General features: G+C 38.5%; 16 protein-coding genes. 9 read left to right on the top strand and 7 right to left on the bottom strand.

Annotated features, from left to right (window positions below; genetic code table 11):
• Positions 1-92 precede the first annotated feature (92 nt).
• The 4 genes from ACFIQE_RS02585 to ACFIQE_RS02570 form a co-directional block, all read right to left on the bottom strand.
• The gene (locus ACFIQE_RS02585) at positions 93-329 is read right to left on the bottom strand and encodes an acyl carrier protein (RefSeq protein ID WP_004860281.1); all 237 of its coding nucleotides are present in this window, start codon (positions 327-329) and stop codon (positions 93-95) included.
• Positions 330-590: 261 nt separating this feature from the next.
• Complete coding sequence (gene fabG, locus ACFIQE_RS02580) at positions 591-1,328, bottom strand: 3-oxoacyl-[acyl-carrier-protein] reductase (RefSeq protein ID WP_375673755.1); 738 nt, start codon at positions 1,326-1,328, stop codon at positions 591-593.
• An 18-nt stretch (positions 1,329-1,346) separates the two neighbouring features.
• The gene (gene fabD / locus ACFIQE_RS02575; protein WP_375707241.1) at positions 1,347-2,291 is read right to left on the bottom strand and encodes an ACP S-malonyltransferase; all 945 of its coding nucleotides are present in this window, start codon (positions 2,289-2,291) and stop codon (positions 1,347-1,349) included.
• Between the two features lie 77 nt (positions 2,292-2,368).
• On the bottom strand, positions 2,369-2,956 hold the full coding sequence (locus tag ACFIQE_RS02570) for an undecaprenyl-diphosphatase (protein WP_375702812.1): 588 nt from the start codon (positions 2,954-2,956) through the stop codon (positions 2,369-2,371).
• 335 nt (positions 2,957-3,291) lie between these two features.
• Between ACFIQE_RS02570 and rpsF the strand changes: the two genes are divergently transcribed.
• The 9 genes from rpsF (at position 3,292) to ACFIQE_RS02525 (ending at position 12,211) form a co-directional block, all read left to right on the top strand.
• Positions 3,292-3,699, top strand: a complete 408-nt coding sequence (gene rpsF / locus ACFIQE_RS02565) for a 30S ribosomal protein S6 (RefSeq protein ID WP_375612935.1) — start codon at positions 3,292-3,294, stop codon at positions 3,697-3,699.
• The gene (rpsR, locus tag ACFIQE_RS02560) at positions 3,699-3,947 is read left to right on the top strand and encodes a 30S ribosomal protein S18 (protein ID WP_375620813.1); all 249 of its coding nucleotides are present in this window, start codon (positions 3,699-3,701) and stop codon (positions 3,945-3,947) included. Before rpsF ends, rpsR begins: the two co-directional genes overlap by 1 nt.
• A gap of 149 nt (positions 3,948-4,096) precedes the next feature.
• The gene (locus ACFIQE_RS02555; protein WP_375702811.1) at positions 4,097-5,077 is read left to right on the top strand and encodes a hypothetical protein; all 981 of its coding nucleotides are present in this window, start codon (positions 4,097-4,099) and stop codon (positions 5,075-5,077) included.
• A 25-nt stretch (positions 5,078-5,102) separates the two neighbouring features.
• Positions 5,103-5,699, top strand: a complete 597-nt coding sequence (gene rplI, locus ACFIQE_RS02550; RefSeq protein WP_375620730.1) for a 50S ribosomal protein L9 — start codon at positions 5,103-5,105, stop codon at positions 5,697-5,699.
• A 592-nt stretch (positions 5,700-6,291) separates the two neighbouring features.
• On the top strand, positions 6,292-7,782 hold the full coding sequence (locus ACFIQE_RS02545; protein ID WP_273791081.1) for a replicative DNA helicase: 1,491 nt from the start codon (positions 6,292-6,294) through the stop codon (positions 7,780-7,782).
• A gap of 6 nt (positions 7,783-7,788) precedes the next feature.
• A complete protein-coding gene (radA, locus tag ACFIQE_RS02540) occupies positions 7,789-9,165 on the top strand; it encodes a DNA repair protein RadA (protein WP_375611228.1) in 1,377 nt (458 codons plus the stop codon).
• Between the two features lie 142 nt (positions 9,166-9,307).
• Positions 9,308-9,850 (top strand): CvpA family protein, encoded by a 543-nt coding sequence (locus ACFIQE_RS02535; RefSeq protein WP_375620729.1) that lies wholly within the window; start codon positions 9,308-9,310, stop codon positions 9,848-9,850.
• Between the two features lie 115 nt (positions 9,851-9,965).
• Positions 9,966-11,459, top strand: a complete 1,494-nt coding sequence (purF, locus tag ACFIQE_RS02530; RefSeq protein WP_375610159.1) for an amidophosphoribosyltransferase — start codon at positions 9,966-9,968, stop codon at positions 11,457-11,459.
• A 2-nt stretch (positions 11,460-11,461) separates the two neighbouring features.
• Positions 11,462-12,211: an SDR family NAD(P)-dependent oxidoreductase gene (locus ACFIQE_RS02525; RefSeq protein WP_375620812.1), complete on the top strand. Its 750-nt coding sequence runs from the start codon at positions 11,462-11,464 to the stop codon at positions 12,209-12,211.
• 70 nt (positions 12,212-12,281) lie between these two features.
• Here the strand turns inward: ACFIQE_RS02525 and pssA are convergent, their stop codons facing one another.
• The 3 genes from pssA to ACFIQE_RS02510 form a co-directional block, all read right to left on the bottom strand.
• Positions 12,282-13,121, bottom strand: coding sequence for a CDP-diacylglycerol--serine O-phosphatidyltransferase (pssA, locus tag ACFIQE_RS02520; RefSeq protein ID WP_375611225.1), 840 nt, complete (start codon positions 13,119-13,121; stop codon positions 12,282-12,284).
• Between the two features lie 8 nt (positions 13,122-13,129).
• Positions 13,130-13,828, bottom strand: a complete 699-nt coding sequence (locus tag ACFIQE_RS02515; RefSeq protein WP_375611224.1) for a phosphatidylserine decarboxylase — start codon at positions 13,826-13,828, stop codon at positions 13,130-13,132.
• A 117-nt stretch (positions 13,829-13,945) separates the two neighbouring features.
• A complete protein-coding gene (locus tag ACFIQE_RS02510; RefSeq protein ID WP_375620728.1) occupies positions 13,946-15,829 on the bottom strand; it encodes an ABCB family ABC transporter ATP-binding protein/permease in 1,884 nt (627 codons plus the stop codon).
• Between the last annotated feature and the right edge of the window lie 30 nt (positions 15,830-15,859).

Raw genomic sequence — 15,859 nt, 5'->3', positions numbered from 1 at the left:
CCTTGAACTAAACTTCACCTCTCAAAGCTCTCTTTTCAAAAGAGCTCCGAAGAATATAGGCAAAAGCAATTTATGCCTTTGCCCTTTAGTAATCACGCAGAAGCTTTATCAATGAACTTGACTGCATCGCCAACTGTGAAAATCGTTTCAGCAGCTTCATCTGGAATTTCTACCCCAAACTCTTCTTCAAAAGCCATAACGAGTTCAACCGTATCAAGGCTATCAGCCCCTAGATCATCGATAAAGCTTGCATTTTCTACAACTTTATCAGCATTAACCCCAAGATGTTCCACGATAATTTTCTTAACGCGCTCTACTGTATCACTCATGTTGAAATCCTCGAATTTATATTTTCCTATAATTTGGTTAACTATATCGGTTCATCTAATCAAGCAATAGATGCATTACTTTAAAAGATTTTAGTAATGATTTAAAACATCCTGTGGATATCCCCTACAAAATGAACCAATCTGACATTCCGACATCAATTGATCAACGACCATATTAAAGAAATAGATGCATCTATCCATTTCAATCGTTACTATCTAAAATAATACAACTCATAAATCAATGTGGAATAAAATAAATACTCAAATCATTGCCATTCCACCATTGATATGGAGTGTTTGACCTGTCGTATAGGCTGCTTCATCGCCTGCTAAATAAACAGCAGCAGCGGCTATTTCTTGCCCACTTCCCATACGCTTCATCGGAATCGCAGCCATAATGGCTTCTTTTTGCTTTTCATTAAGCTTGTCTGTCATTGCGGATTTAATAAATCCAGGAGCAATACAATTGACAGTGATGTTTCGCGAAGCAATTTCTTGTGCCAATGCTTTAGAAAAACCTATCAAGCCTGCTTTTGCAGCACAATAATTCGTTTGTCCAGGGTTTCCCACAACACCAACAACAGATGTAATGTTAATAATCCTTCCATAACGGCGGCGCATCATAGAATGTATTAATTCACGCGTCAAAAGAGAAGCAGCTGTTAGGTTAACTTCTAAAACATCATCCCAGTCTTTATCTTGCATACGCACAAAAAGACCATCCCTAGTGATTCCCGCATTGTTAACCAAAATATCGACGCCATCCATTTCTCTTTCTGCAACTTCAGCCAATTGTTTAATCGATTGGCGTTCAGAAAGATTAGCGGGGAATACAAAAACATTCTGCCCTAATTCTGCCGCCACTTCTCTAAGCTTTTCTTCGCGTGTTCCATGAAGTCCAACAATGGCTCCTTGTGCATGAAAGCAGCGTGCAATTGCCTCACCAATTCCTCCCGAAGCCCCCGTTACAAGAGCTTTACGTCCTGTTAATCTAAACATTTTTTAACTCCTTATAGATTAAACGCCGAGCATACCTAGCGCTGATTCTATTTCATCAACTGTTCCAATGGTTACCCCCTTTATATCTTTGTTAATACGACGCGTTAAACCTGTTAATACTTTTCCAGAACCAACTTCAAAAAGCGTATCAACTCCATTAGCAGCGATCCATTCTATTGTTTCTCGCCATCGCACCCTCCCAGTCACTTGTTGGACAAGAAGAGTAGTAATACGCTCTGGATTGCTCTCAGGTGCAACAGAAACATTGGCAATCAAAGGAACAATAGGGGACATTTTGTTAACAGTCAAAAGTGCTTTCTTCATGGCATCAGCAGCAGGTTGCATTAAAGATGAATGAAAAGGTGCAGAAACAGGAAGAAGAAGTGCACGTTTTGCACCTTTTTTTGATGCAATCTCTACCGCTGCCTCAACTGCTTTTGCTTTACCGGAAATAACAATTTGCCCACCACCATTATCATTAGCAATCTGACATAGTCCTTCTCCAGAAACAGTTTCACAAATTTCTTCCACAATGTGCTCTTCTAAACCAATTAATGCAGCCATAGAACCTTCACCAACCGCGACAGCAGCCTGCATAGCATTGCCACGAATACGCAAAAGTCTTGCCGTATCTGTGAGAGTAAATGTACCAGCAGCACAAAGAGCCGAATATTCGCCTAAAGAATGACCAGCAACAAACCTTACCTTTTCTTCTATACGAAGCCCTAATTGTTTCATCACACGAATGACAGCCATAGATACAGCCATTAATGCCGGTTGTGCATTTGCTGTTAACGTTAAAACATCTGCAGGTCCTTCAAAAATGATCTTTGATAATTTCTCACCCAAAGCATCATCAACTTCCTCGAAAACCATCTGTGCGACAATAAATTGCTCTGCAAGCGCTTTCCCCATACCAACAAGTTGACTCCCCTGCCCTGGAAAAATAAAAGCTGCACCCATTTATCAACTCCTAAAACTGTACAATTAAATTATTTTCTTTTGACCTTATTCATCCGCACAAATCAAGATAAAGCCCTTTATTTAAAACGAATACCACACTTAAAATTATATTTTAAAGGCGGAATTTGATATAAAAACTTAGGGAAATAGGGTGCTATAAACTGAATAACACCCAAACTTATGAGACTTCCTAAAAGTGCACCTGCTAAAATATCAAAGGGATAATGTACACCCACAAAGATGCGCGCCCAACAGATTAAGCATAAAAACACTACGACAAATTTAAAAGTAACTTTGTATCGGTAAAAATAAAAGTTAGCTGCATAAGATGCAATGGTCAAGGCATGATTACTAGGAAAAGAAGCTGTTGCACGATGTTGAATAAGCGGTGTCGTCAGCCCTACCACGAATGGGCGAGGATGAAAATAAAAAAGAGAAATGAGATAACCTATGAAAAGAGATGCACAAATACTCATGCAAATGCTTAGCACAACACACCGCTCCCTCTCCCCACCACAAAACCACAACGCACAAAGATGGAGAGGAATAATATAAATTAAAAACTTTGCACAAAAAATACTAAACAAAACTACAATCGACCAAGCTTGATGATTGCCGACAAACATTTCAAAGAGTGTAACATCAATCTGGTTTAAAAAGTCCATTTTTCCCTCCTTTGCCTTTATATTACAGTATTATCTTTTTGTAGAAGAAGGAAATATATCAAGATTTAACAAATCAATTTTTTTATGTGCATAAACTTGCTATTTTAAAAGATAACCTGTAGATATGAAATATTCGTTGCCGGCACTTTAGCTGGAGGTTGAACGGAGGGCTGTAAAATATCAGTAGGAAATACAATGTTTCCGGCCTCCCGTATCTCCGCTCTGAGATGTCTCGAATTGTAAACGCGTCCTTTCTTCTTTGGATTTCCAAAAAAGACAAGTCGCAGAGGCTTTGCGCTAAAACCGGTGAAATTTAATTGAAGAAAGGCAAAACAATGGCTCTTTATGAACATATGTTCCTTGCCCGACAAGACATTGCACCACAGCAAGTTGATGAACTTTTGAGTCTCTACAAAGGTGTCATTGAAGCGCATGGTGGAAAAGTTGGGCGTATAGAAAATTGGGGACTTCGTCCTCTTGCTTACCGTATTCGTAAAAACCGTAAAGCTTATTATGTCTTAGTCAATATTGATGCACCAGCTTCAGCAATTGCTGAAGTGGAGCGTCAGATGCGCATCAATGAGGATATTTTGCGTTATATGACCATTCGCGTAGAAAAACACGAAAAAGAAAAATCTGCTATGCTCTCACACCTTGATCGCAATAGTCACATTGGACATGATGAAGAGCGTCCTCGTTTTCCACGTCGTCAACGTGAAAATACTATAGAAGGGGTAGAATGATGACTGATACTAATCAAAACTCTGCACGTCGCCCCTTTCATCGTCGTCGTAAAACATGTCCTTTTTCAGCGACCAATGCTCCCAAAATTGATTATAAAGACATCAAGTTGTTACAACGTTATATTTCCGAACGTGGGAAAATTGTTCCTTCACGGATTACTGCTGTTAGTCAGAAAAAACAGCGTGAATTAGCTAATGCTATCAAACGTGCTCGCTTTTTAGGCTTACTTCCGTACGTTATAAAGTAAGCAATCAATACACTATGCAACTGGAGAGTTTCTCCAGTTGCATTTCTTATATGGTTAAAAAATAGCTTGTTGTATCCTATGTTAAGCTATTAAATGTCAAAGTTGGGGTATTGACACGCCTCTAACTGCAGAAAGCAGGACAGCAATAAATGAAAAAAAATCGTACTTATGAGATATTAACCGGTCTTTTGGCAGGATTATTTGCTGTCGTGATAGGACTGGCAATCATCAGTGTTGCAAATATCGCGCCCTTTTTTTCTCTTCTTCTTGGCTGCTTTCTTTCATTGCCAATTTTTATTGTTGCGTTCGGTCAAGGAACATTAGCCAGTCTCATCGCCCTCATAAGTGCCACTGTTGTTCTTATCATAACCACTAATACCTATATTGCTCTTGGCTTTATGTTCTTATTTTTCCTTCCTGCTGTCTATGCTTCTTGGCTTCTTGGGCTTGCACGACCAGCGCAAAAAGAAAACGAACTGATATGGTATCCATTGTCATCGGTTATTTTTCATTTAACTAATTTTATCGCTCTTATAGCAACTTTCATTGGGCTCTATGTTCAAACACGTCCTTCCACACCCATCGTTGCAAAAAAAATCACCGAAAACATAGCACAAACTCTGCAACAAACACAGTCAATAAAAGAAGCCGATATACGCGCTTTTAATGAGCTTTTAATGACGCATACAGCAACTTTTACTGCTTTTTCTTTGACTATTTATAGTTTGGTTTTTCTCATTGGTAACCTTTACTTTTCCATGATAGCAGCACAACATATGAAATGGCTGAAAAGACCCCGTGATGATTGGAGCCAAACTCTCCGCCTTCCAATTTCTGGAATTATTATTTTTATTATTGTTTGCATAGCATCGATGGTTGAGCTGAGCGCTTCTCTTAACTTGAGTACCCGTGTCTTTAGTACTGCATACATTGTCATCATATTAATTAGCGGTCTAGCATATCTTCACAATATTACAAAAGGGGTAAACGGTCGGATTATTATACTTTCTCTTGTTTATATTGCTATTTTTACAGTCGTTTTTACTCCACCTATTGTTTTCATGATGCTTTTGATGGGAATTTGGGCTGCTATTCAATACAATTTTCAATCACGCAAAAAACTCCACTAAATTTATTTGTTCGAAAGGAAAAACTATGGATATTATTTTACTTGAGCGCATTCCTCGTCTTGGTCAGATGGGTGATATTGTCTCAGTTAAAGATGGTTATGCGCGTAATTTTCTCTTGCCTCAAGGTAAAGCTTTACGCGCAAATGAAGCTAATAAAAAACATTTTGAGATACAACGTGCACAACTTGAAGCACGTAATCTTGAACGCAAAAGCGAAGCGCAAAAAATTGCTGAAAAACTTGATAGACAATCATTCATTGTTGTTCGTTCTGCTGGTGAAACAGGACAACTTTATGGTTCTGTGTCAACACGTGATATTGCTGAAATGATAACAGATGAAGGCTTTTCTATTGGGAGAAATCAAATCGAACTTAATCATCCAATAAAAATGATCGGTCTTCACACTATCACTCTTAGTTTACATCCAGAGGTTCAAATTTCTGTGATTATTAATGTTGCGCGTTCTACTAGTGAAGCACAACGCCAAGCAGAAGGTGAAACTCTCACTTCGGCTAAAGAAATATATAATATTCAAGAAGAATTATTAGAAGAAAGTCAGGAAGAATTATTGGCAGAAGAAATTAATGACAACGATATAAACAGTTCTCATCAAGAAGCTTAATTTCTATTTTTTCTTTCTATTTTATATTTTTTATTCCATTTTAAATATCGATCATAAAATACTCACACTTTAAAAGTGAGTATTTTATGGCTATCGTACATAAAGAACCTAATTTTTATGAAAGAATTAGAAATATACTATTTAAAGGCATTACATGCCGAGAATGGTAGTATCACTAAGAGGAAATGTCTTTTGTTTTCCAGCATATAAAGCAAAAATAATTTAAAGTTCTACCCTTAAGACTAAAGTTTGTATGAGCGTTAATTTGATTATATCCTCACATGATCTGAAATAATTTCAGTTATAAAAAATAATTCTACTTACACAGATATTGGAATTTTAAGGTTAAGTAACTTAAAAATACTTAAATTTAGAGTAGCAAAACTTCCACTTTAAAATCACATATTATAAAATAAATAGATAGACGTTATATAAATAATACACAAATGATAAATGAGGAACGAAAAGAGAGTTTTAAAAAATTATATAATTTTAACTTAAAATGAAGGTTTGTAGCTCTATTCTTTTAATTATACGATTTTCAATTTATCGCCTAAAGTAGCTAGACTTAGAATTTTAGTGGAAAAATATTATGGAAGAAACTAACGTTGTTAATGTCAGCTCTTCAAAGAAAGAGGATTCTCCTTCTTTTCGGCAACTTCCGCATAATATTGAAGCTGAACAGGCATTGCTTGGTGCTATCTTTATCAACAATGATTCTCTTGACCGCGTTTCAGATTTTCTAAAACCAGAACATTTTTTTGAACCATTGCATCAAAAAATTTATCATGTTTTATCTCACCTTATTAAAACAGGAAAACGTGTAGATCCAGTTACAATCAAGCCCTATATCCAAATGGAAGAAAAAATTGGAGATATTACTGTATACCAATATGTTGTTCGCTTAGCCACAGAGGCAGTCACTATTATTAACGCTGAAGATTATGGACGCGTCATTTACGATCTGTTTATCCGACGGTCTTTGATTAACCTTGGAACTCAAGTTGTCAATACAGCCTTTGATGCTCCTGTAGAACTCACGCCTACCCAACAAATTGAAACTGTTGAAAATCAGTTATTTGAGCTAGCAGAAAAAGGGAAATATGGAGGTGGATTTGAAAATTTTAATGAGGCTATTAAAAAAGCTATCGATATGGCAAGTGCTGCGAAAAAGCGCTCTTCACAATTATCAGGGATAGCCACCCATATTAAAACACTTGATGAAAAAATGGGAGGATTACAAGCATCTGACTTAATTATCCTTGCGGGCCGCCCTGGTATGGGTAAAACCTCACTGGCTACCAATATTGCCTTTAATATTGCTAATGCTTATAATCGTAATGCCAATATCCAAGAAAATGAAGGCGGCATTGTGGGATTCTTCTCACTTGAGATGTCATCCGAACAGCTTGCAACCCGTATTATTTCTGAACAAACAGAAGTCTCTTCTTCTGATATTCGGCGTGGCAATATTTCAGATGAACAATTTTCAAAAATTATTCGTGCGGTGAACCAACTACAAAAGGCACCACTTTATATTGATCAAACTGGGGGAATATCAATTACGCAATTAGCTGCTCGTGCGCGGCGTCTCAAGCGGCAACATGGTTTAGATATCTTGTTTATTGACTATATCCAACTCATGACAAGCAGTTCAAAGCGTTCATCAGAAAATCGTGTTCAAGAGATCACAGAAATTACCACAGGATTAAAAGCATTAGCGAAAGAATTGAATATTCCTATTATCGCTCTCTCTCAACTTTCACGTCAAGTAGAAAATAGAACAGATAAACGTCCACAGCTCTCAGATTTACGTGAATCTGGTTCAATTGAGCAAGATGCCGATATCGTTCTGTTTGTCTATCGCGAAGAATATTATCTCAAAAATGAAGAACCAAAACTAGGTAGCTTGGAACATACGAAATGGCAAGAAATAATGGATAAAGCTTTTGGAAAAGCTGACGTTATTATTGCAAAACAGCGCCATGGGCCGACAGGAATCGTGCCCCTTGCCTTTCAATCTGATTTCACACGCTTTAGTGATCTGGCCGATAGCAATTACCTTCCAGAGCAAATTGGTTAAATCGACATGGCGCGTAATCGTATTCAATTTATCTGTCAAAATTGCGGAACCATCCATTCCCGTTGGGCAGGAAAATGTAGCGCTTGTGGGGAATGGAATTCCCTTATCGAAGAAACTATAAATAGCGGCATAGGAAGTGGTCCTAAGCAGAATGCTCGTAAAGGACGCATTGTCACACTCACATCTCTTTCTGGAAATATTGAAGATGCTCCACGTATTCATTCTGGTATTGCTGAACTTGATCGTGTTACCGGTGGGGGCTTTGTCCGTGGATCGGCACTCCTTGTTGGAGGTGATCCGGGTATTGGTAAATCAACATTGCTGACACAAACAGCCGCTGCTTTATCACGTAAAGGATATAATGTCATCTATGTTTCAGGTGAAGAGGCTATTGCGCAAATTTGTCTGCGCGCACAAAGGCTTGAAGCTAACAATACAGAAGTGAAACTTGCTGCTGAAACCAATGTTGAAGATATTCTGGCAACCTTAAGCGAACATAAAAACCTTGATATGGTGATTATCGATTCGATTCAAACCCTATGGTCAGATACAGCAGATTCAGCACCTGGCACTGTCACACAAGTACGTATCGGTGCTCAGGCAATGATCCGCTTTGCCAAGAAAACAGGAACCGCCGTTGTTCTTGTTGGGCATGTTACAAAAGATGGACAAATTGCTGGTCCTCGAGTCGTTGAACATATGGTTGATGGCGTTCTCTATTTTGAGGGTGAAGGAGGACATCATTATCGCATTCTTAGAACTGTAAAAAATCGCTTCGGACCAACAGATGAAATTGGTGTCTTTGAAATGTCTGATAAAGGATTACGCGAAGTGATAAATCCATCCGAATTATTTTTAGGGGAACGTAATGAAAAAGCACCAGGCGCTGCTGTTTTTGCAGGAATGGAAGGGACACGCCCGATACTCGTAGAAATTCAAGCGCTTGTTGCTCCTTCTTCCCTTGGGACACCAAGACGTGCGGTTGTCGGATGGGATGGAAATCGCCTTTCTATGATTCTTGCCGTTTTAGAAGCCCATTGTGGTATTCGTTTTGGACAGCATGATGTCTATCTGAACGTAGCAGGTGGATATCGCATATCAGAACCCGCTGCTGATTTAGCTGTAGCCGCTGCTTTGGTATCTTCTCTTGCCAATATCGCATTGCCAACGGATTATGTATATTTTGGTGAAGTCAGTCTTTCAGGAGCTACCCGCGCTGTTGCACATTCAGCACAGCGCATCAATGAAGCAAAAAAACTCGGCTTTCAAGGAGCCTTTCACCCCACAACAACAACCGAAATGATGAAGTCGCTCAACTTTCAACAAAAAACTTTCTCCGACCTTCCCGAACTCGTTGCTACTCTTACCGTAAGTAAAAAATGATCTGCACCACAGATATGATAATATAGAAAAATCTCTATAAAATACAAAAGATCCTTGCTATAAGAACAAAAAATGGCATAACAAAAAATATATTTGCACACAGACTTAAAAGAACACAACTTTATGTATAAGGAACAAACAAATGATCATAACAATCCTTGATGGAATTGTCGTAGTAATCATCCTGTTGTCCGCTTTTCTTGCTATGCTTCGAGGATTTTCACGTGAAGTGTTATCGTTGATTTCTTGGACAGTTGCAGCTGTTACGACACTGTTTTTATTTAAACCTGTCTTACCTTTCTTTGAACAATATCTCTCTAATAAAATGATTGCATTGATCACAACATTGGTCACAATTTTTATTATTGTTCTCATTATTACTTCAATTATTACAATGAAGATCTCTGATTTTATTATTGATAGTCGAATTGGTATCCTTGACCGTGCTATTGGTTTTATTTTTGGAGCACTTCGTGGTTTACTTATCATGGTCATCGGTATGTTGCTGCTTAATGCACTGATTAAACCCGAGCTTCAAGCGAATTGGTTAAAAAATGCAAAAACAAGGCCTATTTTAGATTCATTGGGACAAAAAGTTTGGGAAATACTCCCCAAAGATATTGGATCTGTTCTCGAAAAGACGGAAAATTTGTTTAAAGACAGCAATAAACATACGTATGAGTAACACTCTCATGAAAAGATAATTTTCAAAAAATAGAGAATAGTTTTTCATGAGGAAAGAGAACTAAATGATGTAAAATGTGATATTAATGATTCCTCCATATCACAACTGAAAGAATATGATGATAAAAAGCGATGTTTTCTGTCAAGAATTTTCATTAGATGATGATACCCTTCATGAAGAATGTGGAGTTTTTGGTATTCTTGGGCATGAAGATGCCGCAACATTAACAGCTCTTGGACTCCACGCACTTCAGCATCGTGGGCAAGAAGCAGCTGGGATTGTTTCTTACCATAATAAAATATTTCATCAAGAAAAGCATTTAGGTCTTGTTGGAGATCACTATACAAACCCTGCAACACTTGCGCGCTTACCAGGAAATCGTGCTATTGGACATACCCGTTATTCAACAACTGGAGAAGTGGCATTACGCAATGTTCAACCCCTTTTTGCTGAATTGAAAGTTGGAGGTATTGCTATTGCGCATAATGGTAATCTTACCAATGGTCTCACATTACGCCGTGAACTCATCGCTTCTGGTGCTATCTGTCAATCAACGTCGGATTCAGAAGTTTTTCTCCATCTTATTGCCCGCTCACGTTATGAGTCGTCCTCTGATCGTTTTGTTGATGCGATTCGGCAAGTAGAAGGTGGGTATGCTATGTTAGCGCTCACACGTACAAAACTTATTGCGGCACGCGATCCAACAGGAATTAGACCTCTCGTGATGGGGGAACTTGATGGTAAGCCTATCTTTTGTTCTGAAACTTGTGCTCTTGATATTATTGGAGCAAAATATGTCCGTGATGTTAAAAATGGAGAAATCATCATATGTGAAATACAAAAAAATGGGGAAATTACAAAAAAAATTATAAAACCAGAAAATACAAAACCAGAAAAACTTTGCTTGTTTGAATATGTTTATTTTGCCCGCCCAGACTCAATCGTTGGAGGACGTAGTGTTTATACAACACGCAAAAATATGGGAATCCGTTTAGCACAGGAAGCCCCTTGTGAGGGTGATGTTGTGGTTCCTGTTCCTGATGGAGGAACGCCTGCCGCAATTGGCTATGCACAAGAAATTGGAATTCCCTTCGAGCTTGGTATTATTCGTAATCACTATGTTGGCCGCACTTTTATCGAACCAACACAACAAATTCGCGCTTTTGGCGTCAAGTTAAAACATTCGGCAAACCGTCCTGTGATTGAAGGAAAACGTGTTATTCTGGTTGATGACTCCATTGTGCGTGGAACAACATCCCTTAAAATTGTACGAATGCTTCGCGATGCAGGAGCAAAAGAAGTTCATATGCGCATTTCTAGCCCTATGATTTTTTATCCTGACTTTTATGGTATTGATACACCTAAAGCTGAAAACCTTTTAGCAAATCAATATCCAGATTTAAAATCTATGTGTGATTTTATTGGAGCGGATTCATTAGAATTTCTTTCAACGGATGGATTATATCTTGCTGTAGCAGGGGAAAAACGGAATAACGCCGATCCACAATTTACTGACCATTATTTTACTGGATATTATCCTACGCATCTGGTTGATCAAGAAAATCTCTCCAAAATTCATCAATCATCTGTTCTTAAAACAAGAGATTAATGATGACAAAACGTGACTTTAGTCTCCATGGGCGTGTTGCACTTGTTACTGGCGCATCAAGAGGGATTGGCTATTATTTGGCACTCGAGCTTGCTGCACGCGGTGCTCATATTATTGCTCTTGCACGAACAGTCAGTGGACTTACTGAATTAGATAATCAAATCCGAGAAAAAGGAGCTCATGCAACCCTTGTTCCCCTTGACTTGCATCATATGGAAAACATCGATACCCTTGCTATCTCAATTGCCAAACGCTGGAAAAAACTTGATATTATCGTTGCAAACGCAGGAATTCTTGGAACACTCTCACCAATAGCGCATATAGAAAACACGGTATTTGAAGATGTTTTTCAAATAAATCTTTTCAGCCAATGGCGCTTAATGAAAGCCGTTGAGCCTTTATTACGTGAATCTGATGCTGGACGAGCCATCCTGTTATCCTCAAGCGTTGCGCATGCTGCGCGCCCTTTCTGGGGAGCTTATGCAGCCTCTAAAGCGGCTTTAGAGGTGATTGCCCGCTGTTGGGCAGAAGAACTCAAACAAACCCCTATTAAGATTAATTGTGTCAACCCTGGTGCCACACGCACTGCCATGCGCGCTGAAGCTATGCCCGGTGAAGATCCACAAACTCTTCCTTCACCACAAGAGGTTGCAAAAAAGATAGTCCATTTGTTATCACCTGATTTAAAGGAAACTGGAAAACTTTTTAATGTCCATAAAAATCGGTTTGTAGATTATCATGTACCTGATTGATCATCATATGAGAAGTAAATCGTTTGACTCTCTCTTTTCCCTGTGCTTTTCGACAGAAGAATGAAGCACTCTATAATTCTTGGATAGCTTTAGCATCAGCCTTTTTCTCTTCTAAAGTAGCACGTTTATTATAAGCGATAAAACTACAAGGGAGAAAAATCATATAGCTAACAGCTGTAATCAATAAAGTTTCCCATGTGTAAGTCGCAAGAAAACCGACATAAATAACAATGACCAACATGCACGGTATAACGATATCGCGCCTTAAATTTTGATCAATTGTTTTTGCATTCCATACCGGTAAACGACTAATCAAAAGAAAAGCAATAATTACAGTATAAAGACTAAAAAATAATGCCCACCCCCAATTGGGGACCAAACCAAGAGTGCCTAAATAGGTAGGCAATAAAAGTAATAATGCTCCTGCTGGTGCTGGAACACCAACAAAATAACTTCTCTGCCACTTAGGTATATTGGGGTTATCTAACATCACATTAAAACGTGCTAATCGCAAACAACAAGCAACACAATAAACAAGGGCAGCAACCCACCCAATATGATTCGCTTGATTCAAGATAAATGAATAAACAATGAGTGCAGGGGTAACACCAAAATTTATAACATCAGCAAGAGAATCCATCTGTGCCCCAAAAGATGAACTACCATCTATTAAACGGGCAATGCGACCATCAGCACCATCTAAAACTGCAGCCAAAAGCACCATTAAAATAGCAGCTTCATAGCGATGTTCAAAAGCCAAACGAATGCTGCTCATCCCTGCACAAATTGCTAAAATAGTAATAATATTAGGAATAACATACCGCATTGATGTAGGTGAACGCCGCCGATTTGCAACATCATCATGCTGCCCCTCAGGGTTGAATGAAGAAAATGGCGAAAAATTTTTCATTGTGAGTCCTAATCGTATCTGAAGCCCGTTGTGGCACTCTTATCATCAAAAGAACCCAAAACTGTTTCTCCAGCAATTGCTGTCTGTCCAACTGCAACACGCAATTTCATTTCAGTTGGTATATAAACATCAAGGCGAGAACCAAAACGAATCAATCCAAATCGCTCACCAGTCATAACGGCATCGTTTTCTTTTGACCAGCAAACAATCCGGCGTGCAACCATTCCCGCTATTTGTACGACACCAATTTTACCATGTTTGCTATCAATTACCACCCCATTACGCTCATTAAACTGACTAGCTTTATCAAAGTCAGCATTGGTAAATCGACCTGGATGATAAACGATAGACTCTACTGTACCACTGATAGGAATACGATTAATATGGCATGAAAAAACATCCATAAAAATGGAAATACGGATCATTTCATCTTTCCCTAATCCTAATTCTTCAGGTGGAACACATGATTCCACAAATGAAATACGCCCATCTGCAGGCGACATAACCCAATTTGAATTCAAAGGGATCACACGATCTGGATCACGGAAAAAGTATACACACCACACCGTGAGAACGAGACCAAACCAAAACAACGGACTCCATATCCAACCAAGAATGAGCGAAATAACAAAAAACGCTACAATAAAAGGATAACCTTCTTTATGAACCGGTACAAAGCTATTATGGAAAGATTGCAGAATACTCATATAATTTCCTATTCATCGTAAACTTAAACAAGCAACAAAGCTTTTTGTTCCTCTTGTGTCTTTTTATGTATTTAATCAATCACTCCATATAAAGATATAGATTACATTTTGCTCTATTTATTTTTTACGATTAACAACACTCGTCTCATCTTCTTCACGCATTTTACGTAATTTTTCTTCCGCTTGCGATGCTTCAAGCTGCTTATTCCACATTGAAGCATAAAGACCTTTCTTGCGTAAAAGCTCTGTATGCGTCCCATTTTCAATAATACGACCACTTTTAAGAACTAAAATTTCATCCGCATTGATAACAGTAGAAAGACGGTGCGCAATAATCAATGTTGTACGTCCACGGCTTACAATATCCAATGCTTGTTGAATTTCCTGTTCCGTCGCCGTATCAAGAGCCGCCGTTGCTTCATCTAGAATAAGAAGTGGAGGAGCTTTTAAAAGTGTCCGTGCAATAGCCACGCGTTGTTTTTCACCACCTGATAATTTGAGACCTCGCTCTCCTACCATAGACTGAAAACCTTCCGGTAAAATTTCAATAAATTTTGATATTTGTGCCATTTCAGCAGCTTTGCGCATCTCTTCATCTGTAGCACTTGGACGCCCATAGCAAATATTATAGGCAATTGTATCATTAAATAACACCGTATCTTGTGGGACCATGCCAATCGCTTCACGCAAACTCTTTTGTGTTACGTCACGAATATCCTGCCCATCAATTGTGATAGATCCTGCATCAACATCATAAAACCGAAAAAGCAACCGAGAAATAGTAGATTTACCGGCACCCGATGGACCGACAATAGCGACTGTTTTTCCTCCAGGAACTTCAAAATCAATATCTCTGAGAATCTGACGTCTCGAATCATAGGAAAACTTTACCTGATGAAAACAAATGGTCCCATCGCTTATCTCTAACGGTTTAGCATCCGATTTATCAACGATCTCTTTCTGAACATCTAAAAGATCAAACATTGCTTCAATATCCGTTAAACCTTGTCGAATATCACGATACATTGAACCAATAAAATTTAGTGGAATGGAAAGTTGCATTAAAAGCGCATTAATAAAAACAAAATCTCCTAAAGTTTGTGTCTTATAAAAAACTTCATAAGCTGACATCAGCATCATGATCGTCATTCCAATACCAAAGATAAGAGTCTGACCAAAATTAAGCCAGCTTAAAGATGTCCAAATCTTTGTTGCGGCTTTTTCATAACCTACCATAGAAGCATCAAATCGATCGGCTTCTAGAGTTTCATTACCGAAATATTTGACCGTTTCAAAATTCAAAAGAGAATCAACAGCGCGAGTATTCGCCTCAGTATCCGCTGTATTCATTTTTTGCCGAATACGAATACGCCAATCACTCGCCTTAATGGTAAACAAAATATATAATCCAACCGTTACAACAACAATGAGAAGATAATGCCACCCATAACTTATATAAAATACCAGTGCCGTTAATATAAATTCTAAAACTGTTGGTACTGTACTAAGAATTGAAAATCTTACGATCGCTTCGATTCCTTTTGTTCCACGCTCAATCACACGAGAAAGCCCACCTGTTCGGCGTTCCAAATGAAATCGCAAGGATAACTCATGCATATGTACAAAGGTTTTATAAGCTAATTGACGAACAGCGTATTGACCAACAGTGGCAAACAGGGAATCGCGTAATTGATTTAATCCAGCCTGCATAATACGCGCGACATTGTATGCCAAAACAAGCATGATGGGAATAATCCAACTGGATGGGAACCATTCAGGTAGCTGAAAGCTTGAATCAAGCACATTCGTAGAATATTTAAATAAATACGGTACAGATATGAGAACGAGCTTAGCCAAAACAAGATAAAATATTGCCCATAGCACACGCATTTTTAGATCACGCCGCCCTACCGGCCACATATAGGGCCATAAATTGTAAAGTGTGTGCAGAGTCTTCCCTGTATCTGATGATACAGTTTTTGTCATTTCATTGCGTTTCATAAAGTCCTTACTTCTCTATCATCCGCACAA

The sequence above is a fragment of the Bartonella sp. AA1HLJMS genome (genome assembly GCF_042197445.1).
Taxonomy (GTDB): Bacteria; Pseudomonadota; Alphaproteobacteria; order Rhizobiales; family Rhizobiaceae; genus Bartonella.
The sequence above is the reverse complement of the archived record's forward strand: the minus strand, read 5'-3'. Positions and strand labels throughout refer to the sequence as shown.

Coding starts and splice junctions, on each gene's coding strand:
- radA (WP_375611228.1), top strand. CDS start 7,789: ATGGCGCGTAATCGTATTCAATTTATCTGTCAAAATTGCGGAACCATC.
- fabD (WP_375707241.1), bottom strand. CDS start 2,291: ATGGGTGCAGCTTTTATTTTTCCAGGGCAGGGGAGTCAACTTGTTGGT.
- pssA (WP_375611225.1), bottom strand. CDS start 13,121: ATGAAAAATTTTTCGCCATTTTCTTCATTCAACCCTGAGGGGCAGCAT.
- ACFIQE_RS02545 (WP_273791081.1), top strand. CDS start 6,292: ATGGAAGAAACTAACGTTGTTAATGTCAGCTCTTCAAAGAAAGAGGAT.
- ACFIQE_RS02585 (WP_004860281.1), bottom strand. CDS start 329: ATGAGTGATACAGTAGAGCGCGTTAAGAAAATTATCGTGGAACATCTT.
- ACFIQE_RS02555 (WP_375702811.1), top strand. CDS start 4,097: ATGAAAAAAAATCGTACTTATGAGATATTAACCGGTCTTTTGGCAGGA.
- rpsF (WP_375612935.1), top strand. CDS start 3,292: ATGGCTCTTTATGAACATATGTTCCTTGCCCGACAAGACATTGCACCA.
- ACFIQE_RS02510 (WP_375620728.1), bottom strand. CDS start 15,829: ATGAAACGCAATGAAATGACAAAAACTGTATCATCAGATACAGGGAAG.
- ACFIQE_RS02525 (WP_375620812.1), top strand. CDS start 11,462: ATGACAAAACGTGACTTTAGTCTCCATGGGCGTGTTGCACTTGTTACT.
- rplI (WP_375620730.1), top strand. CDS start 5,103: ATGGATATTATTTTACTTGAGCGCATTCCTCGTCTTGGTCAGATGGGT.
- ACFIQE_RS02515 (WP_375611224.1), bottom strand. CDS start 13,828: ATGAGTATTCTGCAATCTTTCCATAATAGCTTTGTACCGGTTCATAAA.
- ACFIQE_RS02570 (WP_375702812.1), bottom strand. CDS start 2,956: ATGGACTTTTTAAACCAGATTGATGTTACACTCTTTGAAATGTTTGTC.
- fabG (WP_375673755.1), bottom strand. CDS start 1,328: ATGTTTAGATTAACAGGACGTAAAGCTCTTGTAACGGGGGCTTCGGGA.
- ACFIQE_RS02535 (WP_375620729.1), top strand. CDS start 9,308: ATGATCATAACAATCCTTGATGGAATTGTCGTAGTAATCATCCTGTTG.
- rpsR (WP_375620813.1), top strand. CDS start 3,699: ATGACTGATACTAATCAAAACTCTGCACGTCGCCCCTTTCATCGTCGT.
- purF (WP_375610159.1), top strand. CDS start 9,966: ATGATGATAAAAAGCGATGTTTTCTGTCAAGAATTTTCATTAGATGAT.